The sequence below is a fragment of the Rhodococcus sp. AZ1 genome, from assembly GCF_054979605.1.
Window position 1 is genome coordinate 49,959 of record NZ_JBUEQF010000013.1, and the last position, 24,776, is coordinate 74,734.

Consider the following 24,776-nt stretch of genomic DNA (forward strand, 5'->3'; position numbering starts at 1 on the left):
CCTCAGCGCCCGACTCGGCGGGCCTTCTCGAGCGCGGCGAGTGTGCTCAGCACGCCGGCGCGCTGGCGCTGGAGGTCGCTGCGGCGAGCACGCGCCGGCAGACCCGGCGCGCCGTCGAGTTGGTCGAGTTCGGACTCGAGAGCACCCAGTTGAGCCAGCAGCGCGCTCACCCGCGCAGTGGCGGCGACGGGATCGACGCCGGTGGTGACGGTCCGGCCCCGACCCGACGGCGCGGAGGCCTTCGCCGGGGGCTGGTCGGCGCGAGGGCGCGGACGGGATCTCGCGGGCCGCTCGGGCAGTCGCGTGCGATCGAGTTCGGCGCGGGCGGAGCGGGCGGCGACGCGATGAGCGAGCTCTTCGTCGTCGTCCGAGGCCGTGGAACCGCCGAGTGGTCGCAGCCCGTACATCCCGATGAATCGGCGCGCCGCCGCCACGGTGTCCTCGTGGTCGCGGCAGGTCGCGCACCGCTCGCGGCCCTCGTGTTCGACGACGTCGTCGGTGCTACCGCACCAGTCGCACGGCAGTTCGGCGCGAGCGAACCGGTCGGGTCGATGGGAGTGGGACGAGGGGCTGGTACACGCGTCGATCACGTCCAATAACATTACCCCCCAACGGTGATGGCCCACCGCCCGGTGTCGGTGTGTGATCTCCGTCATCGTCGCCTGCGCGGGTTCGGCACCCCACTGAGCGAGGACAGGCGATACTTGCCGGGTGAGTGCACCCACCATCACGCCCGTGGCCGACGGCGTCGCCCTGGTGTCGGGTCGAGACGTCAATTGGATCGTGGTGTCCGAGGGGTCCGACGTGACGTTGATCGACAGCGGTTATCCCGCCCACTCCGATCAGGTGATCGCCTCGCTGGATGCACTCGGTCACACCCCGGCCGACATCCGGGCGATCCTGCTCACCCACGCGCACGTCGATCACCTCGGCGGGGCGATACGGTTCGCGAGCGAGTTCGGCACCGAGGTCCTCACCTCGCCCACCGAGGTCGCCCACGCGCACCGCACCGTCCTCGAGCAGGCCGGCCCGGCCGACGTGGTGCGCAACCTGTGGCGTCGCGGGGCGTTGGCGTGGAGTCTGCGCATCACTGCTGCGGGCGGGACCAACACCGGCGGCATTCCCTCGGCCGGCCCGTTCGATACCGCTGCGGGCCGACCACTCGATCTCCCGGGCGGCCCGGTTCCGGTCGCCACTGCCGGCCACACGTCCGGACACACGGCATATCTGTTCCCCGAGCTCGGAGTCGTCGCCACCGGAGACGCACTCATCACCGGGCACGCGCTGTCCGGTGATGTCGGCCCGCAGCTGGTCCCGTCGTTCTTCGCCCATGATCGTGCCGGTGAGATCGCCGCCCTCTCACACCTGGCCGACCTGCCGGCCGAGACGGTTCTTCCCGGCCACGGACCCGTGCACCGGGGCTCGCTCGCCGCGGCGGTGGACCGGGCCCGCGACAAGGCCTGAGGTCAGCGCACCCGTCGAATGCGAATGGGGCCCTTGGCCGTCGACGGATCGACCACCGCCCCCTTCTGGGTGATCTCCACCTGCCCCGCGGCCACCAGACGCCGAGCCGCCTGGCGCACGGGCTCCATCAGCGGCCGCCACTGCTCCGGGGCCACCGCTCGCGCCACCTCCGACGGGCAGATGCTGGCCCCACCGGCCCGCTGATCGAGCAGGTCGAGGATGCGGGCCTCATAGTCGCGGTCGCGATCGGTGACGGCGTTGCGGCGGCAGCCGGTGCTGCAGAACTTCACCGAGTCCCAGTCCCGCTCCCACTTCTTTCGCCACTCGATGCGTCGACCGCATGTCGCGCACACCTTGTCCGGGGGGTGTGCGGACGTGCTCGTGCGGGCCCGGTGTGCCATCAGACGCGCTGCCCGCGTCGCCATGCGCTGAACGAGCGCAGCGCCGAGGAGCCCGGTCGCACCAGCCACGGCCACGGGTGCACTTCGTCCAGACGGAGCTGAGCGGAGATGCGTGCCCACCCGGGGACGGGGGTCCACGTCGCCGCCAGTGACCTTCCCGCCAGTTCGCGGGCGACCACGCCGCGCCGCACCTCCACCGGTCGGCTCTGCGCCATCTCCCCGAGCGCTTCGGCGAGGAAGATCAACCGCTTGCCGGACAGGCGAAGTCGGTCCAACAGCGGCTCGTCGAACACGAACACCGCCCCACGCGCCGGATCGGCGGCCAACGCCGGATCGGTATCGCCCAGCGACTCCGCCGTCACCCACACCGTCTCGGCCGACCCCGACGGCTCCGCCGGGCCCGCGGGGATCGGCCCGGTGCCCAGGTCCGGGCCGTCGATCCGCCCACCCGCATCGGCCGACGGCCACCCGTCGATCGGGCACCTCGAGTTCAGTGGGCACGTGCCGCACAGTTTCGGGGCCCGCTTGCTCACCTGCCAGCGGGAGAACCCGTAGGGCTTGCCGCTGCCGGTGCCCACAGTCCACTGCCACCCCAGCCGGTTCGCCGCGCGGGAGCCGTCGAGCAGGTGCGCGAACATCTCGTCCTCGCCGTCGCGCCACGGCGCCCCGGCCCGCACCGACCACTGCGAGGCCAGCCACATGCGGGTCTGGTTCACCAGCCAGCCGTCGTCCTCGAGTTCGGCCATCACCACATCCATGCACTTCATGTCGCGGCGCCAGGGCTCGCCGGCCCAGCGCCCGCTCGGCGGCTGGTCGTAGGCGAGGGCCGCACCGGTGGCGGTGCCCACGCGGGCGTAGAGGTGACGGGCGTACTCCTGCCACAGCAGCTCGTCGCGGTACTTCTCGCGGTCGCGGGTCGGGGCGTCGGCCACCGCGTCCCACACCTGCGGCAGGCTCACCAGCCCGTGGCGAATGTACGGCGACATGCGGGACGCACCTCGGCGAGCAACCGGGAGTACGTTGTTGCGATCGCGGGCGTACCCGGTGATGTCGAGGGTGGCCAGAGCGGTGTCGGCGGCGCTCTGGCCACCGACGAACCCGCCGCGTGCAATGTCGGCAGGCCCCTCCAGGGTGAGGTCGCCCAGGTGCTCGGCCACCCACGCCACCACGGCGTCGCCATCGGTGGGGGGCGGGGGAGTGGGTAGAGAGCTCATGTCGTACCTCTCGGCCGGGTCTGTTGCCTGCAGTATTCGGAGCCGCCTGCATTCGGAGCCGCCCACCGGTGAGCCCGCGGTGATCGTAGGGTCGAGCGATGCCCGCATCGCACGGACGAGACGACGGACGAGAAACGCGCATTCTCGGCGACGAGCGCATCACGCGGGCGTACGACGAGAACGCGCAGTACTGGATCGAGGTGATCCGGTCGGACTCCGATCCCTTCCGCACCGGGATCACCGACCCGGCGCTGATGCGCTCGATCGGGTCGGTCGAGGGTCTGGACATACTCGACGCCGGATGCGGCGAGGGGTATCTCGCCCGCCGACTCAGCGGTACCGGCGCGGCGAGTGTGGTCGGAGTGGACACCACTGCCGCGTTCGTCGACGCGGCCGCACGCATGGCGACCCCGCGGTGCACCTTCCTGCACGCCGATGTCGCGGACATGCCGCTTCCGGATTCGAGCATCGACCTCGTCGTGGCGAATCGGCTACCCCACGGATTGACCGACGCGGGAGGACGATTCGTCGAGTTCGCTCGGGTACTTCGCCCGCAGGGACGGTTGATCGTTCTCGGTCAGCATCCGTGCTTCTACTCCTCACGCGCGGACCGCACCCGGTCAGCGGCGCCGACCGTCGCCGACTACGTCGGAGGGCGAGTGGTGGAGCAGCACTTCGAGGTCGACTCCGTTCGGTCACCGGCGGCATCGGTGCAGATGGTGTACTCGCTCGAAGCGCACCTCGGGATGATCACCGCCGCGGGATTCGTGATCACCGGAGTCTCCGAGCCGCGACCGTCGCCGGAGCAGATCGCTGACGATCCCTCGTGGACTGAGCGTTTCCCTCGCCCGCTGTTTCTGCTGGTCGAGGCCCGCCTCGACTGAAGTGTTCAGTCGAGGCCCGCCTCGACTGAAGTGTTCAGTCGGGGCCCGCCTCGACCGAAGTGCGCTCGATCAGACGGCGATGCGCAGTGCGGCAACGAGTTCGCCGTACAGGTCGTCGCGCGCCAGCAGTTCGGTGTGGGTGCCTCTGTCGCGGACCTGCCCCTGGTCGAGAATCACGATGGAGTCGGCGTCGATGACGGTCGAGAGTCGGTGGGCGATGGTGATCACCGCGCCGGTGGTGGCCAGGTCGCGAATCACCTCGTGCACCGCGGCTTCGGTGCGTCCGTCCACCTGCGCGGTCGCCTCGTCGAGCAGCAGGATCTCGGGTTGGCGAACGATCGCTCGTGCCAATGCGATCCGCTGACGCTCACCACCGGAGACGGAGGAGTCGCGCAGCTCGGTGTCCAGACCCTCGGGCAGTTCTCGCACCTTCTGCTCCATGCGAACGCGGCGCAGTGCGGCCCAGAGTTCGGTCTCGGAGGCGTCGGGGTGGGTGAGGCGGAGGTTGGCGGCGATGGTGCCGGGCAGGGTGGGCGTGGCCTGCTCGACGTAGCCGATGGCCCCGCGAATTCTGCTGTGCGAGAGCAGCTCGTAGGGCACCCCGCCCAAGGTCAGTCGGCCCTCGCTCGGCTCGAGGAAACGCAGGATCAGTGAGAACAGTGTGGTCTTGCCCGCCCCGGACGGGCCGACGATCGCAGTGTGGCCCCGCGCGGGAATCGCCAGGTCGATCGACCTCACCGCGGGCCCGTCGCCGTAGCCGGCGGTGACGGCCTCGAAGGTGATCGCCGCACCGGACGACGGCAGGGGGCCGGGTACGTCGGCGACGACGGCGGGCGCCGGGAGTTCGAGTTCGAGTCCCTGGACCTCGCGGATGCGTGAGGCGGCGGCGATGCCGCGCTGGAGTTGGGAGACGTAGAGGGTGACCTGCGCGATGGGTTCGACGAGTTGGAACGAGAACAGCAGGAACGCAACCAGGCTCGACACCTCGAGGAGGTCTGCGTTCACCCGGTACGCCCCCACACCCAGCACCGCGATGATGGTGAGCTGGATGCCGCTGCCGGTGATGGTCCACGCCCACGCCTCGAGCTTGACGGCGCGGATGCCGAACTCCGCCGACGTTCGTGCCTCGGCCGAGATGCGCTGTCCCTCTCGGCCTTCGGCGCGGCTGGCCTTGACGGTGCGCACCGCCCGCAGCGCACCCTCGAGCATGGCGCCGAGTCGACCGATGGCCGCTTGCGAGGCGGATTGGGCGCGTCCCACCCTCGGCATCAGCGTGCCGGCCGAGACGGCGATGAGCGCAACTCCCGCCACCGCGGTGCCCAGCAGGGGCAGATCCAGCGTGGCCATGGCGATGATGACGCCGATGATGGCGATGGTGCCGTTGACTATCTCCACCAGCGCCCACGACGACGCCTCTCGCAGCAGCAGGGTGTCGGAGGTGACGCGGGTGAGCAGTTCACCGGTCGGCCGTGCGGTGACCGCACGGATGGTGCTGCCGAAGAAGCGGTCGACCATCGAGGTGCGCGCGTCGAGCACCACGCGTTCGGCCATGGCGCCGAGCAGTCGCCGTTGAATCAGGCCGACCAGCACCCCGAGGACCAGCAGTCCGATCAGCAGGGCGACGGCGGAGGTGGTGGCGCCGGGCACGCCGAAGGAGTCGAGCAGGCGCTTGGTCACCAGCGGTGTCGCGAGGGACGACCCGGTGACCACCAGCCCCAGCCCGAGACCGACGAACAGCACGCGGCGGTGCGGGCGCACGTAGCTCCACAGCAGCCGCAGGTTCGGCAGGCGGCCGGAGGACGGGGCGAAGGCGGTCACTCCCGCACTGTAGGCGCGGGGCTGCGGTGGGTCTGTTCTCGCAGGTCAGTCACCGAGGTAGCCGGTGTCGGGGTCGATGCCGCCGAGGAAGTCCCGGACGCTGTCCCTGTGCTCGTCCAGGGTGGGCAGCCGGATCGGGGACGGGGTGATCGCCTTGTCCACGACGCTGAAGAACGCGACGCGCTGCGAACTCGAGAAGCCGTAGCCCTTGTTCGGGCCGGAGACCCAGGAGTACTCGATCGTTGTGGCGTCTCCGGGGCGGAACTCGACGATGAACCTTTCGCCATCGACCTCGAGGGTGAACGGACCGTCCTCGGGTGTCGGGCGATGGTGTCCGGATCGCTCCCCGGGTGAGTCGCCGACCATGGAGTGCAGTGTGCCATGTGGAGCCGCCGGCACGGTTCAGACGGCGACAACCTCCACCAGCAATCCCGTCTGCGGGTAGAGCACGGGCATGGCCAGGCCCGCGTATCCGAGCGCCGCTCCGGAGAGTGCGACCTCGCCGCCCTCGACCCAGGCGGGAAGGCCGATGCCGTGTCCTAGTTCGCTGATCTGCGGCTCGACGGTCACGCGGTACCGCGCGGCGGGGTCGAGACCGGGGAAGCGAATACGGTCGGTGCGGTCCTCGGGGGAGGTGTCCATGCGCACCACCGCGAACACGGCGTGATCCTTCTCCGGCGAGACGACACCGTGCACCCAGACGCTGTCGTCGGGACGGTCGGCGCGCACCACGTCGCCGGTGTGGATCAGCCCACGCAGCCGCCGATACAACGCGGTCCACCGCCGCAGCACGTCGCGTTCGTCCGCGGACACCTCGGTGATGTCGAGTTCCATGCCCGCGTGGCCGAACAGCGCTGTCAGGCAGCGGAACTGGATCGTCGACTGCCGGCCGGAGGTGTGTGAGAGCGCGGGGCCGACGTGCGATCCCACCAACTCCGGTGGGATCAGCTGCCCCGTCCACCGCTGAATTCGCTGGCGCTCGAGCGGATCGTTGGTGTCGCTGGCCCACACACGGTCGGTGTGCCCCAGTACGCCGAGATCGATCCGCGCACCACCGGATGCACACGATTCGATCTCCACGCCGGGGTGACGGGCCCGCAGTTCATCGAGCAGCTCGTACAACGCCGTGGTCTGGCGATGGACACCCGCGCGACCGCCGACGGTGACCGCAACCAGAAGGTCGCGGTTGTGGTCCCACTTGAGGTACTCCGGGTTCTCGGCAGTGATCACCGCGTCCAGGTGGGTGAGCAGGTACTCCGTCACCTCGGGCCGCGCCAGGTCGAGCACGTGCTGGCTCCGCCATAGCAGCGGCTCGCGACCGGGCGCACACAGCAGCCAGTCGGGGTGGGCACGGGCGAGATCCGAGTTCGGGTTCACCATCTCCGGCTCCACCCACAGTCCCGGCGACATGCCCAGCGCCCGAACGTGATCGAACAGGGGGGTGAGCCCGTTGGGCCACACGTCGGGGTCCACGGTCCAGTCGCCGAGGCCCGCGGTGTCGTCGCGTCGCCCGCGGAACCAGCCGTCGTCGAGCACGAACCGCTCGACGCCCACATCTGCCGCCGCCTCTGCCAGCCGCAGGAGGCGGGGGAGGTCGTGGTCGAAATACACGCCCTCCCAGGTGTTCAGCACCACCGGCCGCGGCGTGGACGGGTGCGTCGGCCGCGCGCGCAGCCACCGGTGCAGAGCCGAGGCGGAGCCGTCGAGGCCGTCGGCGGAGTACACGAAATGCACGGCGGGCCCGGTGTAGGTGGCGCCCGGAGCGAGCACCATCTCGCCCGGTTCGAGCAGTTCACCGCCGCCGATCACCCCGGACGCCTGCCCGGCCCGCTCGGGAAGTCGCTCGGCGAGGTGCACGTGGTTGCCACTGAAGGCAGTGTGCACCGACCACACTTCGCCGGTGCGGAACCCGAAACCCGCTGTGCCGGTGATCAACAGCAGCGTCGCGTCGTGGCCGGTGCGTCCGCGACGGGCGGCCCGCAGGTGGGTGCCGTGGTCGAAGCGGGAGCGTTGCGGGGTGCGTTCGCGACAGTGCCGACCCGTGGTGTCGAGGATCTCCGACGCCGCGTCGGGAACCGGGAACAGCGTCGTCAGCGCATCGACGGTGAGATCGTCCGCGCCTGTGTTGCTGACCGAGGCGGTGGTCACCACCGAACCCCCGAGCCCCATCTGCAGGGTCAGCGTCCAGCGCACGCCCGCCGCCCTGTCCTCGGCTGTGATGACGGCCGAATACTCGTCGGGTGCGCACACGCCGCCGGCGTCCCACCGGGGGTGGATCACCCGTCCGGTCCGGTGGAGCGCGAGCGCCGGTGTGCCCTGCCACCCGTCGGCCTGGCCGGGCGCCACCGTGAGCAACCGGGGGGTGTCCGTGCTCGAGTGCGGCACGGCCGGTACGGCGGCGTGGGCCAGGGAACGCACATCATCGTCGGTCAGTGGCCCGAGGTCGCGGCCCCAGTGGACGATGGCGGGCACCGTCGAATCACCCTGCGCCAGAACCAGAGCGACACCGTCGCGGCGCAGGACCGGAGCAACCGTCACTTATTGGCGCCCATCGTCAAGCCGGAGACGAAGTGGCGCTGCAGGGCGATGAACACCAGAACCGTAGGCAGGGCCACGAGCACCGAGCCGGCCGCGAGCAGGTTGGTGTCGGTGAAGAAGCTGCCCTGCAGGTTCTGCAGTGCCGTGGTCACGGGGAGCTTGTCGCCGCTGACCATCAGCGCCAGGGCCCAGAAGAAGTCGTTGTAGATCCACGTGACCAGCAGCGTGGCCAGGGCCGCGAGTGCGGGACGGCACAGCGGCATCACCACCTGCCAGTACTGGCGGAACACTCCCGCACCGTCGACGGTGGCGGCTTCGAGCAGCTCGGCCGGCACGGTCTTCATGTAGTTGCTCAGCACGAACACGCAGAAGCCCGTCTGGAACGCCACGTGCACGATGATCAGCCCGTAGTAGCTGTCGTAGAGCGAGCCGGACGAGCTCATCCAGTACGGCAGCGGAATGGCGTTGTACAGCCGGAACAGCGGCGTGAGCAAGGTCTGCTGTGGCAGCAGGTTCCCGGCGATGAACACCGCCAGCATGATCACGTTGAACTTGCGCGACATCCGCGAGAGCACGAACGCCGCCATCGAGCCGAACAGCAGGATCAGCAGCACTGCCGGGACGGTGATGTAGACGGAGTTGAGGAAGAAGTGCGGGATGTCGCCGACTTCCCACGACTGGGTGTAGTTGTTGAGCGTGTATCCGCCGAGGGAGAGATAGCCGTTCTTGAGCACGTAGTTGTAGTCGCGGAACGAGTTGTAGAGCGCCCAGACGAGCGGGAAGATCCACAGCAGCGACAGCACCACGAGGAAGGTGTGAGTGGCACTGCGGGAGAGCATGTTCCGGCGGTTCTTGCTCACCGCACTGTCGTTGCGCGGCCCGAGGTCGGCCAGGGATGCCGGGGGCAGGGGGGCAGTGGTTGTCATCAGTCGTCGCTCCGCATCACGATCACGAGGTACAGGGTGATAAAGACCAGCGAGATCGCGAGCATGATCGTCGCCAGCGCCGAACCGAAGCCGATTCGGCTGGCCTCGCCCACCACGTTCGCGGTGACGAGTGCCGAGATGAGTTCGAGTCCGTTGCGGCCCTTGTTGATCACCCACACCAGGTCGAACGCACGCAGCGCCTCGATGACGGTGATGACGATGATCAGCAGATTGGTGTTGCGCATCAGCGGGAAGATCACGCGCGTGAAGGTGCGCACCGGTCCCGCGCCGTCCATCACCGCGGCCTCCCGCACAGAGGGGTCGATGGCCTTCAGGCCCGCCAAGTACAGCAGCATGATGTAACCGGTGTGCCGCCACGCCGCGGCCACCATGACCGCCCAGATGTTGATGTTCGGATCACCCAGCCAGTCGGTCTGGGTGCCGAGAATGGAGTTCAGTACGCCGCCGTCGGTGGAGTAGATCAGCTGCCAGATGAATCCCACCAGCGCCATCGAGAGCACGACGGGGATGTAGAAGATGCTCTGGTAGAAGCGCGACCCCTTGAGCTTGCGGTCCAGCAGCAGCGCCAGGAACATTCCCAGCACGGTCGGGATCACGAAGAGGAAGACCAACCACAGCAGGTTGTTGTGCAGCGCCTGCTGGAAGGGCGGGTACGCCTGGACGGCGTCGACGTAGTTCTGCGGGCCGATCCACTCGATGGTGGAGGTGCCGCCGATGCCGTCCCATCTGGTGAAGGACAGCACGACCGTGAGAACTGTCGGAATCCACACCAGGGCAACGACGATCGCTGCGGGGACACCGAGCATCAGACCCAGCGTCCAGCGATCGCGCGCCGAGCGGCGGACCTTCTTCGCCGGGGGGAGATCCGAGATGTCGCGGGGTACCCCCGGCTTTCTGGAGGGCTTCTTGGTGGGGAGTGTGGCCGTCATGATCCGAACACCGCCGTCTTCTGTCGTTCGATACTGCGAGTGAGCCCGTCGATATCGTCGGGGTTGCCGAGGAATTGCTGCATTGCGGGAATCATCACCACCGAGGTGAAGTCCGGACGCGAGTCGCGGTCGAAGAACTGGGTGATCGACTTCGCGTTCTGCACCAGATCGGCGGATTTGCGAATCAGTGGTGGAAAGCTGGACAGGTCCGCGGACCGGTGCGCCGGAATGGCCTGGGGGTCACTCTTGGCGTAGGTGACGGCGGGCTCCGGTTCGCACAGGTACGACAGGAACTGCGCAGCCGTGCGGCGGTTGCGCGGGGACGACCGCAGCATCATCCCGTCCATGGGTGCCTCGACGGCGTCGGTTCCGATCGCCGAATCGATCTCGGGGAACGGGAAGAAGTCGAGGTCGTCACGGTCGGGTCCCTCGGGGAAGCTCTGGGCGACGAACAGCCCGCACACCATGGCGCCCACCTCCTTGTTCAGCAACGCCTGCTGAGCCTCGGAGATCTTGCGCCCCACCGGTTGCGGCTGGTGGTACGGCAGGATCTCGCGCCAGGAATCGAAGACGGTCTTCACGCGCTTGTCGGTCCAGGCGACCTCGCCGGCGAGCAGCGAACGGTGGAACTCCACGCCGTTGATGCGCAGATCGAGGTAGTCGAAGGTGCCGAACGGTGGCCACCCGTCACGAGCGCCGAAGCCGATCGGGGTGATCCCGTCCGCCTGCATCTTCTTCGACAGGGCGACGAACTCGTCCATGGTGCGCGGCGGCTGGTAGCCGCGCTCGTTCCACAGGCTGGGGCGGTAGAACACTGCCCAGGGGTAGTAGAAGAACGGCAGGAGGTACTTCTTGCCGTCGCTGGCGGTCGAGGCTTCACGGAAGGAATCGCTGAAGCCGCTCCCGCGTGCGTCCCAAATGTCGTCGACGTTGTCCACCAGGCCCTTGTCCGCGAAGAACTTCATCCGATAGCCCGACATCCAGGTGAACGAGTCGTCCGGCGCGCCCTGGAGGTAGTTGTTGATGTTCTCCTGGAACGACGTCGAGTCGATGTTGTTGATGCGCACGCGCTGACCCGAGCGCTGCTCGTACGCGGCGATGACGTTGCTCATCCCCGCCTTGGAGTTCTTGTCCGACAACCGTGAGCCGAACGAGACGGTGTTGGGGTCGACGCTCGACGAGCACGACGAGAGCAGACTCGCCGTGCCGAGCGCCGCGCCGGCCCCGACGACCGTGCGCAGGAACGTGCGCCTCGACGGCTGCCAGGAACGCAACGGGTCAGTGGGATTCATGGTTGGCCTTCTTGCTTTCGGTGTGTGCACCGGGCTTTCGATCGGTGCAACTTCGAGCGGAAACGAACAAGATCACTCAGTTATTGACGTGAACCGACAGTCGGGTCAGTGTGATGCGGGTTACAACAACATGAACACGCCTCCGTTGTCAACCTTCCCAACTGGATCGATGCTCGCGGGGGTTGGCCGGAAGGCGGCTTGTTCACTTGTGTTGACTTTTGGTCGACGATAGTCCAGGTTGTGACCATGACCACAGCTCGACCGCGCAGCAACCGCACGCACCCGTGGCCCACGGACGGCATCTCCTACGGCGGGGACTACAACCCCGAACAGTGGGACGAGAGCGTCTGGGTCAAGGACGTGGAGCTGATGAACGAGGCCGGGGTCAACTTCGCGACGGTGGGCGTGTTCTCCTGGGCGCGCCTTCAGCCCACCCCCACCACGTGGGACTTCGAGTGGCTCGACCGAGTGATGGATCTTCTGCACGAGGGCGGGATCCGCGTCGACCTGGCCACCGGCACCGCGTCCCCGCCGCCGTGGATGGCGCACCTGCATCCCGAGATCCGACCGGTGGACGAGCGTGGCTACCGTTACCAGATCGGCAGTCGGCAGACCTGGAGCGCGAACTCCGCCGTGTTCCGCGACCATTCGCTGACCCTGGTGGAGAAGATGGCCCACCGGTACGGCGAGCACCCGGCCCTCGCTCTGTGGCACGTGAGCAACGAGCTGGGCTGCCACAACTCGCGGTGCTACTCGCCCGAGAGCGCCGCGGCGTTCGTGGCCTGGCTGCGCACTCGCTACGCCGATCTCGACGCACTGAACGCCGCGTGGGGGACCACCTTCTGGAGTCAGCGCTACAGCGACTGGGATCAGATCGTCCCGCCGTCGGTGAGCACCACGTTCGGCAATCCCACCCACCTGCTCGACTGGCGACGGTTCTGCTCGGAGGCAGTTTTCGGCCAGTACCGCGCCGAGTACGACATCCTGTCGCGGATCACGCCGAACGTTCCGGTGACCACCAATTTCATGGTCGGCATGGGTGCACCCGGGGCGCCGGCAGGGGACATGGACTACGCCGCGTGGGCTCTCGAGCAGGATCTGGTCTCCACCGACCACTATCTGATCCCGGATCCGTTCGGACGCGGCCGCGCGCCGCACCACCACCTGGCGTTCTCCGCCGATCTCACACGGGGAGTGGCGGATTCGACGCCCTGGCTGCTGATGGAGCACTCCACCAGCGCGGTGAACTGGCAGCAGGTCAACCAGGCGAAGGTGCCCGGGGAGATGCTGCGCAACTCGCTGACCCACCTCGCTCGCGGCGCCGACGGCATCGCCTACTTCCAGTTCCGGGCGTCGGTGGCCGGTGCGGAGAAGTTCCACTCCGCGCTGTTGCCCCACGCCGGTGCGGACACCGCGCGGTGGCGCGAGGCGGTCGAACTCGGTGCGGTGCTGCGGCGCCTGGCGCCGGTGATGGGGAGCACGGTCGAGGCTCCGGTGGCCGTGCTCTTCGACTGGGATTCGCAGTGGGCCTGCGAGCAGGAGGGCCACCCGTCGAAACTCATGCAGCACATGGACATTGCGATGCGAATGCACCGCGCCTTCACCGCGTCGTCGCTCACGTGCGACGTGATCCCGCTGCGCTCGTCGCTGGCGGGCTACCGGGTGATCGTGGTTCCCGCCCTCTACATGCTCTCCGACACCGAGGCCGCTGCCATCGCAGCAGCGGCACACGCCGGCGCAACGGTGCTGGTGACCGCGTTCTCGGGCGTCGCCGACCGCCACGACCATGTGCGTCAGGGTGGCTACCCGGGTGCCTTCACCGATCTGCTCGGTGTGCGCGTGGAGGAGTTCTTCCCGCTGCCGGAGGGCGTGGAGGTGACCCTCGACGACGGGTCGACGGCGACGCTGTGGACCGAGTACCTCACCACCGCCGGCGACGTCGAGGTGCTTCTGCGACACACCGAGGGGCATCTGGCCGGTGTCGCGGCCCTGACCTCGCGAGCAGTGGGCGCAGGTCGCGCGATGTATCTCGCGACGGTGCCGAGCGAGGCGGCTCTGACGGCCCTCGCGGCCGAGCTGGGCGGTGGCCGAGCGCTGAACGCCGACGTCGAGATCGTTCGTCGCCGATCGGACTCGCGATCATGGCTGTTCGTGCTCAACCACTCCGGTGAGAAGGTCACCGTGCCGATCGCCGGTCGGGACCTGGTGGCCGAGGTTGATGTCACCGGTCTGCTCACCGTCCCGCCGGGCGGCAGTGCCGTCGTGGAAGAGGTGCGATGATGCTCGCCCATCAGCGCCAGCAGGCGATTCTCGAGCAGGTCACCAACCGCGGCGCGGTGAAGGTGGTCGACCTCGGTGCGGCACTGGGTGTCTCGGACATGACGGTGCGGCGCGACATCAACGAACTGGTCGAACGCGGACTGGTCGAGCGTGTGCACGGGGGAGTGACCCTGCCGCGGTCGGCGTCGACACACGAGCCGGGGTTCCCGGCCAAGTCGGCCATCGGTCGCGGCGCCAAGATCGCCATCGCCCGGGCGGCGGCACGTCTGGTGCGGCCCGGCGCTTCCGTCGGGATCTCGGGCGGGACAACGACGTTCGCGTTGGCCAACGAGCTTCTCGACGTGCCGGGCATCACGGTGGTCACCAACTCGCTGCCGGTCGCCGACGCCCTGCACGACGGCGGGCGGGTCGACCAGACGGTGCTGCTGACCGGCGGAGAGAGAACACCGTCGTACGCGCTGGTGGGGCCGCTGACGGTGTCCGCGGTCCGCGGGATCCACCTCGACATCCTCTTCCTGGGCACCCACGGACTCGATCTCGAACACGGTCTGACCTGCCCCAATTTGGCCGAGGCGCAAACGAATCAGGCGTTGGTGGCGTCCTCGCGCACGGTCGTGGTGCTGGCCGATCACACCAAGTTCGGAGTGACGGCACTGGCCGACACGGTACCGCTGTCCGATGTCGACGTGCTCGTCACCGACGACGCGCTCGAACTCGGCGACCGGGAGTCCTACGGCGAGCGGGTGGGCGACCTCGTGGTGGCCCCTACCGGCGACGCTCGGCTGAGTCGGGACGGCGGCGACGATGTCTCCCAGCGGGTGAACTCGTGATCGCCACCGGGATCCGCAAGACACGAACCACGCTCTCCGACGGGCGCGAACTGATCTACTACGACGACTCCGAGCCCTACGTCTCGGGCGCAGCGACCCGCGAGCTGGTGGACACGCGCCCTCTGCCGCGTTCGGTGTCGCAGTCGCAGATGCGGTTCGACGTGCTCACCGGGGAGTGGGTGGTGATCGCGGCGCAGCGTATGGATCGCACCTTCCTCCCGCCGCCGGACCTCTCGCCCATCGCGCCGTCGCGGCCGGGTAGGCCCGCCACGGAGATCCCGGCGCACGACTACGACGTCGTGGTGTTCGAGAACCGCTTCCCCTCGCTGGCGACCACCGCTGCCGAGCAGGATCTTCCGCCGTACGTCGACGGCGAACCGCTGTGGCCCCTGGCCCCGGGCGCCGGGCGGTGCGAGGTCATCTGTTTCACGTCCGATCCGGATGCGAACTTCGCCGTTCTCGGCGTCGAACGGGCGCGGACAGTGGTGGAGGTGTGGGCCGATCGCACCGCCGAACTCTCCGCCCTCCCCGGTATCGAGCAGGTGTTCTGCTTCGAGAACCGGGGACGTGAGATCGGAGTCACCCTCACCCATCCGCACGGTCAGATCTACGCCTACCCCTTCCTGCCGCCGCGTGCGCAGACACTGCTGCGCCGATCGCGTGAGCACCACGCGGCAACGGGCAACTCCCTCCTCGGCGACGTCCTCGAGGCCGAGCAGCGCTCCGGTCGTCGCATCATCACCACGGGGCAGTACTGGACCTCGTATGTACCGGCAGCCGCGCGCTGGCCGCTCGAGATTCATCTGGCCCCGCATCGCGACGTCAAGGACCTGGCCGAACTCACCTCGACCGAGCGCGACGAGTTGGCCGTGGTGTACCTGGAACTGCTCGCGCGGGTCGATCGCTTCTTCGACGGAATTGCCGCCACCCCGTACATCTCGGCGTGGCACCAGGCACCCGTCGGCGACGGCCGCGAGTTCGGACGCCTTCACCTGCAACTGTTCTCGATGATGCGCTCGCCCGGCCGGATGAAGTACCTGGCGGGTTCGGAGTCCGCTGCCGGGGCATGGGTCAACGACACCACTCCCGAGGCGATCGCCGATCGGCTGCGCGAGGTCGCGCGGTGACGGCCGCGGTGACGGCCGCGGACGAGGTGGTGCTCGGTGCGATCGCCCTCTTCACCGATCGCTTCGGAGCGGCCCCGGACGGTGTGTGGAGCGCGCCCGGCCGGGTCAACCTCATCGGCGAGCACGTGGATTACGCGGGTGGACTGGTGCTGCCCTTCGCGCTCCCCAATCGCACCGCCGCGGCGGTCACCCTGCGGACCGACGGTGTGGTCCGCTGTGTGTCCACCCACACCGAACGATCGTGGGAGGGCACCGTCGCCGACGTCGCTCCCGCACACCCGTCGGGGTGGGCCGCGTACGTCGCAGGAGTGGTGTGGGCGCTCGTCGAGGCGGGTGTGGTGCCGGCGACCACCGGCGCGGACGTCGCCGTGGACTCGTCGGTGCCCGTCGGATCGGGATTGTCGAGCTCAGCTGCGCTCGAGTGCGCCGTTGCTCTCGCCCTCGCAGACCTCACCGGCGCCGCCACCGATGGTCCGGGTCGGCGGCACCTGGTCACCGCCTGTATTCGTGCGGAGAACGAGATCGCCGGTGCCGACACCGGGGGCATGGATCAGAACGTGGCCATGCATGCGCGTAGTGGGCACGCCCTGCTGCTGGATTGCCTCACCGGCGAGTTCGAGCACGTGGCGCTGGCCTTCGCGGACGACGACCTCGAGGTGCTCGTGATCGACACCAACGCCCCCCACCGTCTCGTCGACGGGCAGTACGGGCAGCGGCGGTCGAGCGTGGCGCGCGCCTGCACCGAACTCGGTGTGCAGTCCCTGCGTGAGGTGCGCGATCAGGGCGCCGCGCTGGCCCTGCTGACGGACCCGACGCTGCGCGCGCGGGCGCGTCACGTGCTCACCGAGATCGGCCGCGTCGAGACCGTCGTGGACTTGCTGCGTCGAGGCCACACCGCCGAGATCGGACCGCAGCTGACCGCATCACACCGGTCCCTGCGTGACGACTTCGAGGTCAGTTCCGTCGAATTGGACTGCGCCGTCGACGCCGCACTGTCCGCCGGCGCACTCGGCGCCCGCATGACCGGCGGTGGGTTCGGCGGCTCGGCCATCGCCCTGATTCGACGCGGGAGCCGCCCGAGCGTCGTCGAGGCCGTCGCATCCGCGGCGCGTGCGGCGTCCCTGCCGGACCCGACGCTGCTGTCCACCGAGCCGTCCAGCGCGGCTCGCCGCCACCACATCGACCGCGCCCTACCCGGCACGAGAGAACCCAACCAGTGAATTCAGGAGACAGACCATGGCACGAGTGACGTTCGACCGAGCCACCAAGATGTACCCGGGGACCGACACCCCTGCCGTGCACTCGCTCGACCTCGACATCGAGGACGGCGAGTTTCTCGTCCTGGTCGGGCCGTCCGGGTGCGGGAAGTCGACGTCGCTGCGCATGCTCGCAGGCCTCGAGGACGTCGACTACGGCAGCATCCGGATCGGGGAGCGGGACGTGACGTCCCTGGCCCCCAAGGAACGCGACATCGCGATGGTGTTCCAGAACTACGCCCTCTACCCGCACATGACCGTGGCCAAGAACATGGGTTTCGCGCTCGAGATCGCGGGCATGGACAAGGCCGAGATCGCCACCCGCGTCGCCGAGGCGGCGAAGGTGCTCGATCTCGGTGACTACCTCGATCGCAAGCCGAAGGCGCTCTCCGGTGGCCAGCGCCAGCGAGTCGCCATGGGCCGCGCGATCGTGCGCAACCCGCAGGTGTTCCTGATGGACGAGCCGCTGAGCAACCTCGACGCCAAGTTGCGTGTACAGACCCGCACACAGATCTCCCTGCTGCAGCGGCGCCTGGGTACCACCACCGTCTACGTCACGCACGACCAGGTCGAGGCGATGACCATGGGCGACCGCGTGGCGGTGCTCAAGGGTGGGGTGCTGCAGCAGTGCGCGAGCCCGAAGACGTTGTACGAGAACCCCGTCAACAGCTTCGTCGCCGGGTTCATCGGCTCGCCCGCGATGAACCTGATGAACGTCGAGGTCAAGGACGGCCACGCCCGCCTCGGTGGCCTGGACCTGCCGCTGGATCGGGCCATCGCGTCGAAGATCGACGGACCGCGCGCCACCGTCGGTGTCCGCCCGGAGGCCTGGGTGGTCTCCGACAGCGGCGCCAAGGTCGAGGTGGACGTGGTGGAGGAACTCGGCGCCGACGCCTACGTGTACGGGCGCATCGTCCCCGACAACGGTGATGCCGGTACGTCCCTGAGCGAGGCGATCAACATCATCGCCCGCGTGGGCGAGGGGCGCACACCCGAGAAGGGCGAGACGATCACCCTCGCGCCCGACCCCAAGCGCGTCCACGTGTTCTCGGCGAAGGACGGCATGGCGCTGACCTGACCCGGTCGCGCCTCGGCGCAGCCCTACGGCGCCCGTCCGTTCACTACAGTTCCACCCATGGTGGCAGTGTCCGAGAAGCCGATCCTCACGGTCGACACCGTGGCGGAGTGGGAGCGGTGGCTCGCCGGCGACCCCGACCCCGGCGGTGTTCGACTGCGACTGCGCAAGAAGGCGACGACACTGCCGGGCATCACCTACGACGAGGCGCTCGATGTGGCTCTGTGCTTCGGATGGATCGACGGGCAGGTCAAGGGGCTCGACACGCACTACTTCCTCCAGGTGTTCACCCCTCGACGGCCCCGGAGTGTGTGGTCGCAGCGCAACCGGGAGCACGTCGCGCGCCTGAGCGAGGAGGGTCGTATGCGCGAGGGTGGCATCGCGGAAGTCGAGAAAGCGATGGCCGATGGTCGCTGGGACGCGGCGTACCGGCAGCGCGACGCGGAGGTGCCCGCCGACCTGTCGGCCGCCCTCGATGCGAATCCGGCAGCTGCGCAAGCATTCTCGACCCTGACAGCGCAGAACCGATGGGCCATCCTGTTCCGCCTGCACACCCTGGTGCGCCCGGAGACGAGGGCCGCGCGCATCGGCACCTACATCGACGTGCTCGCCCGCGGGGACACGCTGTATCCACAGCGGGAACCCCGCGATGACTGAGGCACGCTCCTCTGCGGGTGCGCCCGCCGGCGCCGGGCTGACGGGTGCGCCCGCACGCACCGGGCTGCTCGCCGGTGTCGGCGCCTACTCGCTGTGGGGGATGTTCCCGATCTTCTTCGGGCTCCTGCACTTCGTGGGGCCGGTGGAGATCCTGGCGCACCGGATCCTGTGGACCTGTCTGCTGATGCTCGTGGTCCTCGCGGTCGGCGGTCGGCTGCGAACCCTGCGCGCCCTCGACCGCCGGACGTGGGGTGTGGTGGCGGTGGCGTCGGCGGCCATCGCCGTGAACTGGGGCGTCTACATCTACGCCGTCGTGTCCGGCCACGTGGTGGAGGCGGCGCTCGGATACTTCATCAACCCGCTCGTGAGCGTGCTGTTCGGCGTGGTGTTCTTCCGCGAGCGGCTCACCCGGTGGCAGGGCGCCGCGGTGGCCCTGGCCACGATCGCCGTGCTGGTGCTCACCGTCGAGTACGGGCGCCCGCCCGTCATCTCCCTCACCCTCGCGGTGTCGTTCGCGCTCTACGGGGTGATGAAGAAGATCGTCGACCTCGACCCACGGACCTCCCTGGCCGCCGAAGGCGTCGTCGGGGCGCCCTTCGCCCTCGCCTACCTGCTGGGACTCGCGGTCACGGGCGGGTCGACCGCACTGTCGCTCGGACCACTGCACGCGCTGCTGCTGGTGGTGGCCGGGCCGGTCACCGCGGTGCCGTTGCTGCTGTTCGGGATCGCCGCCCAGAGGGTTCCGCTGGTCACGCTGGGGCTGCTGCAGTACATCACCCCGGGGTTGCAACTGGCGTGGGGTGTGGCCGTGCTGCACGAGGACATGCCGGCGGCGCGGTGGATCGGGTTCGTTCTGATCTGGTGCGCGCTCGCAGTGTTCTCGATCGACGCCGCGCACCGTCTGCGGGGCCGCCGAGGCGCCGCGCCGGACTCATCCGCCCCATCCGTCACGACCTGAGCGGACATGCCGCGCGGGTGGGCATCGCTGTCGGTGCCAGACCCTAGAGTGGGCGCCGTGGCCGACTTCGTTCATCTGCACAATCACACCGAGTACTCGATACTCGACGGCGCGGCCAAGATCGGCCCGCTGTTCGCCGAGGCGCAGCGGTTGGGCATGAGCGCGGTCGGCATGACCGACCACGGCAACATGTTCGGCGCCAACGAGTTCTACCGCGAGGCCACCAAGGTGGGCATCAAGCCCATCATCGGCATCGAGGCCTACGTTGCGCCCGGGTCACGATTCGACACCAAGCGCATCCTGTGGGGCGATCGATCGCAGAAGAGCGACGACGTCTCCGGCAGCGGCGCCTACACCCACATGACGATGGTGGCCGAGAACGCCACCGGCCTGCGCAACCTGTTCACCCTGTCGTCCCTGGCGTCCATCGAAGGTCAGCTGGGCAAGTGGCCGCGCATGGACGAGGACCTCATCGCCCGCCACGCCGAGGGCATCATCGCCACCACCGGGTGCCCGTCCGGCGAGATCCAGACCCGCCTGCGGCTCGGTCACGAGCGCGAGGCTCTCGAGGCGGCGGCCAAGTGGCAGGAGATCTGGGGCCCGGACAACTTCTTCCTCGAACTGATGGACCACGGGCTCACCATCGAGCGGCGCGTGCGCGAGGGTTTGCTCGCGATCGGCAAGCAACTGGGCATTCCGCCGCTGGCCACCAACGACTGTCACTACGTGACCAAGGATGCCGCGGTCAATCACGCAGCGCTGCTGTGCGTTCAGACCGGCAAGACCCTCAGCGACCCCAACCGCTTCCAGTTCGACGGAGACGGCTACTACCTCAAGTCCGCCGAGGAGATGCACGCGATCTGGGACGACGAGGTACCCGGTGCGTGCGAGTCGACTCTGCTGATCGCCGAGCGAGTGCAGCCCTACGACGAGGTGTGGGAGCACCGCGACCGCATGCCGGTCTTCCCGGTTCCCGAGGGTCACACGCAGGGCAGTTGGCTGCGCAAGGTGGTGCAGGACGGTTTGCACCGCCGGTTCCCGGACGGGCCCACGCAGGAGTATCTCGACCGGGTCGACTTCGAGCTCGATGTCATCCTCGACATGGGGTTCCCGGCGTACTTCCTGGTGGTCGGTGACCTCATCGACCACGCCAGGGAGGTCGGCATCCGTGTCGGCCCCGGCCGCGGATCGGCCGCGGGTTCGCTGGTGGCCTACGCGATGGGCATCACCAATATCGACCCCATCCCGCACGGTCTGCTGTTCGAGCGGTTCCTCAACCCCGAACGCGTGTCGATGCCCGACATCGACATCGACTTCGACGATCGTCGGCGCGGCGAGATGGTGCGGTATGCCACCGAGAAGTGGGGTGGCGACCGCGTGGCGCAGGTCATCACCTTCGGCACCATCAAGACCAAGGCGGCCATCAAGGATTCGGCGCGTGTGCAGTTCGGCCAACCCGGGTTCGCGATCGCCGATCAGATCACCAAGGCGCTGCCGCCACCGATCATGGCCAAGGACATCTCCGTCGCGGGGATCACCGATCCCGAGCACGAGCGATACAAGGAGGCCGCGGAGGTTCGCGCACTCATCGAGTCGAACCCCGATGTGGCCAAGATCTACGAGACCGCCCTCGGCCTCGAGGGTCTGATTCGCAACGCCGGAGTGCACGCGTGCGCGGTGATCATGTCGTCCGAGCCGCTGATCGAGACCATCCCGGTGTGGAAGCGGCCGCAGGACGGCGCGCTGATCACCGGCTGGGACTATCCGTCGTGCGAGGACATCGGCCTGCTGAAGATGGACTTCCTTGGTCTGCGCAACCTCACCGTGATCGGTGACGCGATCGACAACATCAAGGCCAACCGGGGGATCGAGCTCGATCTCGACTCGCTCGCTCTCGACGACCCCGCAACATACGAACTCCTCTCGCGCGGGGACACCCTGGGCGTGTTCCAGCTCGACGGCAGCGCGATGCGCGACCTGCTCCGCCGCATGCAACCCACCGGGTTCGACGACATCGTGGCGGTGCTCGCGCTCTACCGGCCCGGCCCGATGGGCATGAACGCGCACAACGACTACGCCGACCGCAAGAACGGGCGTCAGCAGGTCTCGCCCATCCACCCTGAACTCGAGGAGCCGCTCAAGGAGATTCTCGAGGACACGTACGGCCTGATCGTGTATCAGGAGCAGATCATGCAGATCGCGCAGAAGGTGGCCGGGTACAGCCTCGGTCAGGCCGATATCCTTCGGCGGGCCATGGGCAAGAAGAAGCTCTCGGTCCTTGAGGAGGCCTACGCCGGTTTCCGGCAGGGCATGCTCGACAACGGCTTCTCGGAGGCCGCGATCAAGGCTCTGTGGGACACCGTGCTCCCGTTCGCCGGGTACGCGTTCAACAAGTCGCACGCCGCCGGGTACGGCCTGGTGTCCTTCTGGACGGCCTACCTCAAGGCCAACTATCCGGCCGAGTACATGGCGGGCCTGCTCACCAGCGTCGGCGACGACAAGGACAAGGCCGCGATCTACCTCGCCGACTGCCGCAAACTGGGCATCACCGTGATGCAGCCGGATGTCAACGAATCGGAGCTGAACTTCGCCTCGGTGGGCACCGATATTCGCTTCGGCCTCGGCGCGGTACGCAATGTCGGATCGAACGTGGTGGCCTCGATCGTCGCTGCCCGAAAGGAGAAGTCGAAGTTCACCGATTTCTCGGACTACCTGGCCAAGATCGACACCACGGCATGCACCAAGAAGGTCACCGAATCCCTCATCAAGGCAGGTGCTTTCGACTCGCTGGGCCATCCGCGGCGCGGGCTGATGATGATTCACGCAGACGCCATCGACGCGGTTCTCGGCACCAAGAAGGCCGAGGCGATCGGGCAGTTCGACCTGTTCGGCGGCGTCGACGCCGACGAGTCCATCGCCTCGGTGTTCAACGTCAAGGTCCCCGACGAGGAGTGGGAGACCAAGCATCGGCTGGCGCTGGAGCGGGAGATGTTGGGGCTGTACGTCTCCGGGCATCCGCTCAGCGGGGTCGAGCACGTGCTGGCGGCGCAGTCGGACACCTCGATCCCGGCGATCCTCGAGGGCGCGGTCAAGGACGGAACGCAGGTCACCGTCGGCGGGATCCTGGCGTCGGTCAACCGCCGGGTGAACAAGAACGGTCTGACCTGGGCCTCGGCTCAGCTCGAAGACCTCACCGGCGGTATCGAGGTGTTGTTCTTCCCGCAGGCCTACTCGGTGCTCGGTGGTGATGTCGCCGAGGACGCGGTGGTGCTGATCAAGGGGCGGGTCAATTGCAAGGACGATCGCACCTCGCTCATCGTCAACGATCTCGCCGTGCCGGACCTCTCCGCGATCGGCGTGGCCAAGCCGCTCGCGGTGAGCCTGCCCACCCGGCTGTGCACCGCAGACAAGGTCGGAGCCCTCAAGCGTGTACTCGCCAGCCACCCGGGTTCGGCGGACGTGCACCTGCGGCTGATCTCGGGGGAGCGGGTGACCATGCTCAAGCTCGACGACAGTCTGCGGGTGACACCGTCGTCGGCTCTGATGGGTGATCTCAAGGCGTTGCTGGGCCCGAGCTGCCTGTCCGCCTGAGGACTGCCGGCCGGGCCGCCCACGCCCCGGTGCACCACAGGGCCCACGCGATCAACAGGGGTTGGAACAGCAGCCTGATCGCGCGGGCACTGTCGGTGTCGAGGCCGAAAGCTGATGTGCCCGTGACATATTGGGAGATGTTCCCGGGGAAGATGGCGACGAAGAACGCCGCCACGATCCAGCCCACTACCGCCGCGTGACGCACGAGGAAGATCAAGCTCAGACCGAGGGCAACCTCCACGATCCCGGACGCCACCACCACGAAGTCCACGGGCAACGGCACCCATCCCGGAACCTGGGCGCGGAACTCGGTGCGCGCCCAGATCAGGTGACTGAGCCCGGCGAAGGTCAGGAAGGTTCCCAGCAGAACCCGGGCAGCGGAGCGAATGGTCATGCACACCAGTATCCGGGTATGCGGGGTATCGGTACCGATGTTGGTGTTGGATCGGGTCCTGGCTCGGTGCGGCGACCCTCGTGCACCAGCAGCAGGCCCGGCCCCTGCCGGTGGTCCTTGTGCCCACCTTTCAGCGAATTGGGTCTGTGGGTACAGCCGGGGGCAACGCGGTGCCGACGGCTACCGACATGGTCCCGACGGTCGCCGGGCCCGCAGTTGCGCCGCATGAGTGTTCAGCGAGCGCACGCGACGGTCGATCCGATACCGCGTCGACCGGGGCATCGTGCACGGGGCGTACACACCGCGGCGGACCCGCTTGATGCGCGAGTGCCCCATCTCCCAGCGAAGGGCGTCGGACACAGTCTTGGATGGGTTTCCCATGAGGACGAAGCCTCGGGCGGTCAGGCCGTCCACGAGTTCGGCGATGGTCTGCTGGCCGTGTCGGTGCAGGTGGTCTGTCAGTGCGTAGCGCAACTCGGTGCCGCGCAGCTGGGCGGTGTCGTCCATACGCGCACGGTGTCATGTGGGTCCGACACGATCGACGATCCCCGGATGGGTGGCCAAGCGCTCGCTTTCGCTCATAGGTGGGCACAACGTGTATCCGCCCGGTCGATGTCGTTGCCGACTACTCGTCGATGGTGTGGAGTGCAGTCATGGCACTGAACGAGGACTACGAACGCAGTACATCGGACTGGGCGGCCGATCAGGCCGAGCTCTACGAGAGTTCGGGCGGCACCGAGGGCACCACGATGAGGGGCATGCCCGTCGTTCTGCTGTTCACCACCGGGCGCAGGTCGGGCAAGACGCGGATCACCCCGCTGATGCGGGTCGAGCACGACGGCGAGTACGCCGCGGTGGCCTCGCTCGGCGGCGCGCCCAAGCATCCCGTCTGGTACCACAACGTGGTCGCCGACCCCGCGGTGGCGCTGCGCGACGGCACCGAGAAGTGGGACATGGTGGCGCGGGAGGTCACCGGCGACGAGAAGGCGCTGTGGTGGGAGCGGGCGGTGGCGGCCTTCCCCGACTACGAGGGCTACCAGCGCCGAACCGATCGTGAGATCCCGGTCTTCGTGCTGAGTCGCCGCTGACCGCGGCACACCCGATCCAGCGTCGCCGCCTGC

22 protein-coding genes and 1 pseudogene are annotated in these 24,776 nt (G+C 68.4%); 11 read left to right on the forward strand and 12 right to left on the reverse strand.

The window, feature by feature from the left end; genetic code table 11:
• Nucleotides 1–2: 2 nt before the first annotated feature.
• On the reverse strand, nt 3–590 hold the full coding sequence (locus ACY48E_RS14805) for a hypothetical protein (RefSeq protein WP_462872985.1): 588 nt from the start codon (nt 588–590) through the stop codon (nt 3–5).
• A gap of 121 nt (nt 591–711) precedes the next feature.
• On the opposite strand from ACY48E_RS14805, the gene ACY48E_RS14810 reads away from it, so the two are divergent.
• On the forward strand, nt 712–1,464 hold the full coding sequence (locus tag ACY48E_RS14810) for an MBL fold metallo-hydrolase (RefSeq protein ID WP_462872986.1): 753 nt from the start codon (nt 712–714) through the stop codon (nt 1,462–1,464).
• A 2-nt stretch (nt 1,465–1,466) separates the two neighbouring features.
• On the opposite strand, the gene ACY48E_RS14815 is transcribed toward ACY48E_RS14810, so the two are convergent.
• The 3 genes and pseudogenes from ACY48E_RS14815 to ACY48E_RS14825 all read right to left on the reverse strand — a co-directional run bounded on the left by ACY48E_RS14815 (nt 1,467) and on the right by ACY48E_RS14825 (nt 3,079).
• A complete protein-coding gene (locus ACY48E_RS14815; RefSeq protein ID WP_462873021.1) occupies nt 1,467–1,754 on the reverse strand; it encodes a DUF3253 domain-containing protein in 288 nt (95 codons plus the stop codon).
• Nucleotides 1,734–1,889, reverse strand: a pseudogene (locus ACY48E_RS14820) (DUF2256 domain-containing protein); the annotation flags it as partial. The pseudogene ACY48E_RS14820 and the gene ACY48E_RS14815, both read right to left, overlap by 21 nt.
• Nucleotides 1,865–3,079, reverse strand: a complete 1,215-nt coding sequence (locus tag ACY48E_RS14825) for an FAD-binding domain-containing protein (RefSeq protein WP_462872987.1) — start codon at nt 3,077–3,079, stop codon at nt 1,865–1,867. The gene ACY48E_RS14825 and the pseudogene ACY48E_RS14820, both read right to left, overlap by 25 nt.
• Nucleotides 3,080–3,177: 98 nt before the next feature.
• Between ACY48E_RS14825 and ACY48E_RS14830 the strand changes: the two genes are divergently transcribed.
• Nucleotides 3,178–3,963 (forward strand): class I SAM-dependent methyltransferase, encoded by a 786-nt coding sequence (locus tag ACY48E_RS14830; protein WP_462872988.1) that lies wholly within the window; start codon nt 3,178–3,180, stop codon nt 3,961–3,963.
• A 69-nt stretch (nt 3,964–4,032) separates the two neighbouring features.
• Here ACY48E_RS14830 and ACY48E_RS14835 read toward each other — a convergent pair whose 3' ends face one another.
• The 6 genes from ACY48E_RS14835 to ACY48E_RS14860 are packed head-to-tail and all read right to left on the reverse strand — an operon-like array spanning nt 4,033 to nt 11,487.
• Entirely contained in the window at nt 4,033–5,781 is a 1,749-nt protein-coding gene (locus tag ACY48E_RS14835) for an ABC transporter ATP-binding protein (RefSeq protein ID WP_462872989.1), read from the reverse strand.
• 45 nt (nt 5,782–5,826) lie between these two features.
• On the reverse strand, nt 5,827–6,147 hold the full coding sequence (locus ACY48E_RS14840; protein WP_462872990.1) for a hypothetical protein: 321 nt from the start codon (nt 6,145–6,147) through the stop codon (nt 5,827–5,829).
• A 36-nt stretch (nt 6,148–6,183) separates the two neighbouring features.
• On the reverse strand, nt 6,184–8,319 hold the full coding sequence (locus ACY48E_RS14845) for an alpha-galactosidase (protein WP_462872991.1): 2,136 nt from the start codon (nt 8,317–8,319) through the stop codon (nt 6,184–6,186).
• Nucleotides 8,316–9,245 (reverse strand): carbohydrate ABC transporter permease, encoded by a 930-nt coding sequence (locus ACY48E_RS14850; protein WP_462872992.1) that lies wholly within the window; start codon nt 9,243–9,245, stop codon nt 8,316–8,318. Before ACY48E_RS14850 ends, ACY48E_RS14845 begins: the two co-directional genes overlap by 4 nt.
• On the reverse strand, nt 9,245–10,195 hold the full coding sequence (locus ACY48E_RS14855; protein ID WP_462872993.1) for a carbohydrate ABC transporter permease: 951 nt from the start codon (nt 10,193–10,195) through the stop codon (nt 9,245–9,247). The genes ACY48E_RS14850 and ACY48E_RS14855 overlap by 1 nt, the downstream gene beginning before the upstream one ends.
• A complete protein-coding gene (locus ACY48E_RS14860) occupies nt 10,192–11,487 on the reverse strand; it encodes an ABC transporter substrate-binding protein (protein ID WP_462872994.1) in 1,296 nt (431 codons plus the stop codon). Before ACY48E_RS14860 ends, ACY48E_RS14855 begins: the two co-directional genes overlap by 4 nt.
• 246 nt (nt 11,488–11,733) lie before the next feature.
• On the opposite strand from ACY48E_RS14860, the gene ACY48E_RS14865 reads away from it, so the two are divergent.
• The 8 genes from ACY48E_RS14865 (at nt 11,734) to dnaE (ending at nt 23,261) form a co-directional block, all read left to right on the forward strand.
• Complete coding sequence (locus tag ACY48E_RS14865; RefSeq protein WP_462872995.1) at nt 11,734–13,767, forward strand: beta-galactosidase; 2,034 nt, start codon at nt 11,734–11,736, stop codon at nt 13,765–13,767.
• Nucleotides 13,767–14,597: a DeoR/GlpR family DNA-binding transcription regulator gene (locus ACY48E_RS14870; RefSeq protein ID WP_462872996.1), complete on the forward strand. Its 831-nt coding sequence runs from the start codon at nt 13,767–13,769 to the stop codon at nt 14,595–14,597. Before ACY48E_RS14865 ends, ACY48E_RS14870 begins: the two co-directional genes overlap by 1 nt.
• Before the next feature lie 11 nt (nt 14,598–14,608).
• Nucleotides 14,609–15,724 carry a galactose-1-phosphate uridylyltransferase gene (galT, locus tag ACY48E_RS14875; RefSeq protein WP_462873022.1) on the forward strand — a complete coding sequence of 372 codons (1,116 nt, stop codon included), beginning with the start codon at nt 14,609–14,611 and terminating at the stop codon, nt 15,722–15,724.
• Nucleotides 15,664–16,944, forward strand: a complete 1,281-nt coding sequence (gene galK / locus ACY48E_RS14880) for a galactokinase (protein ID WP_462872997.1) — start codon at nt 15,664–15,666, stop codon at nt 16,942–16,944. Before galT ends, galK begins: the two co-directional genes overlap by 61 nt.
• Nucleotides 16,945–16,960: 16 nt before the next feature.
• Entirely contained in the window at nt 16,961–18,058 is a 1,098-nt protein-coding gene (locus ACY48E_RS14885) for an ABC transporter ATP-binding protein (RefSeq protein ID WP_462872998.1), read from the forward strand.
• Between the two features lie 57 nt (nt 18,059–18,115).
• Complete coding sequence (locus ACY48E_RS14890; protein ID WP_462872999.1) at nt 18,116–18,712, forward strand: YdeI/OmpD-associated family protein; 597 nt, start codon at nt 18,116–18,118, stop codon at nt 18,710–18,712.
• Nucleotides 18,713–18,812: 100 nt separating this feature from the next.
• Nucleotides 18,813–19,670 (forward strand): EamA family transporter RarD, encoded by an 858-nt coding sequence (gene rarD / locus ACY48E_RS14895; RefSeq protein ID WP_462873023.1) that lies wholly within the window; start codon nt 18,813–18,815, stop codon nt 19,668–19,670.
• A gap of 57 nt (nt 19,671–19,727) precedes the next feature.
• Entirely contained in the window at nt 19,728–23,261 is a 3,534-nt protein-coding gene (dnaE, locus tag ACY48E_RS14900; RefSeq protein WP_462873000.1) for a DNA polymerase III subunit alpha, read from the forward strand.
• Here the strand turns inward: dnaE and ACY48E_RS14905 are convergent.
• Nucleotides 23,224–23,655 carry a DoxX family protein gene (locus ACY48E_RS14905; protein WP_462873001.1) on the reverse strand — a complete coding sequence of 144 codons (432 nt, stop codon included), beginning with the start codon at nt 23,653–23,655 and terminating at the stop codon, nt 23,224–23,226. The genes dnaE and ACY48E_RS14905 overlap by 38 nt on opposite strands.
• A gap of 180 nt (nt 23,656–23,835) precedes the next feature.
• Nucleotides 23,836–24,162, reverse strand: a complete 327-nt coding sequence (locus tag ACY48E_RS14910; RefSeq protein WP_462873002.1) for a hypothetical protein — start codon at nt 24,160–24,162, stop codon at nt 23,836–23,838.
• 146 nt (nt 24,163–24,308) lie between these two features.
• Between ACY48E_RS14910 and ACY48E_RS14915 the strand changes: the two genes are divergently transcribed.
• A complete protein-coding gene (locus tag ACY48E_RS14915; RefSeq protein ID WP_462873003.1) occupies nt 24,309–24,743 on the forward strand; it encodes a nitroreductase family deazaflavin-dependent oxidoreductase in 435 nt (144 codons plus the stop codon).
• Nucleotides 24,744–24,776: the final 33 nt, after the last annotated feature.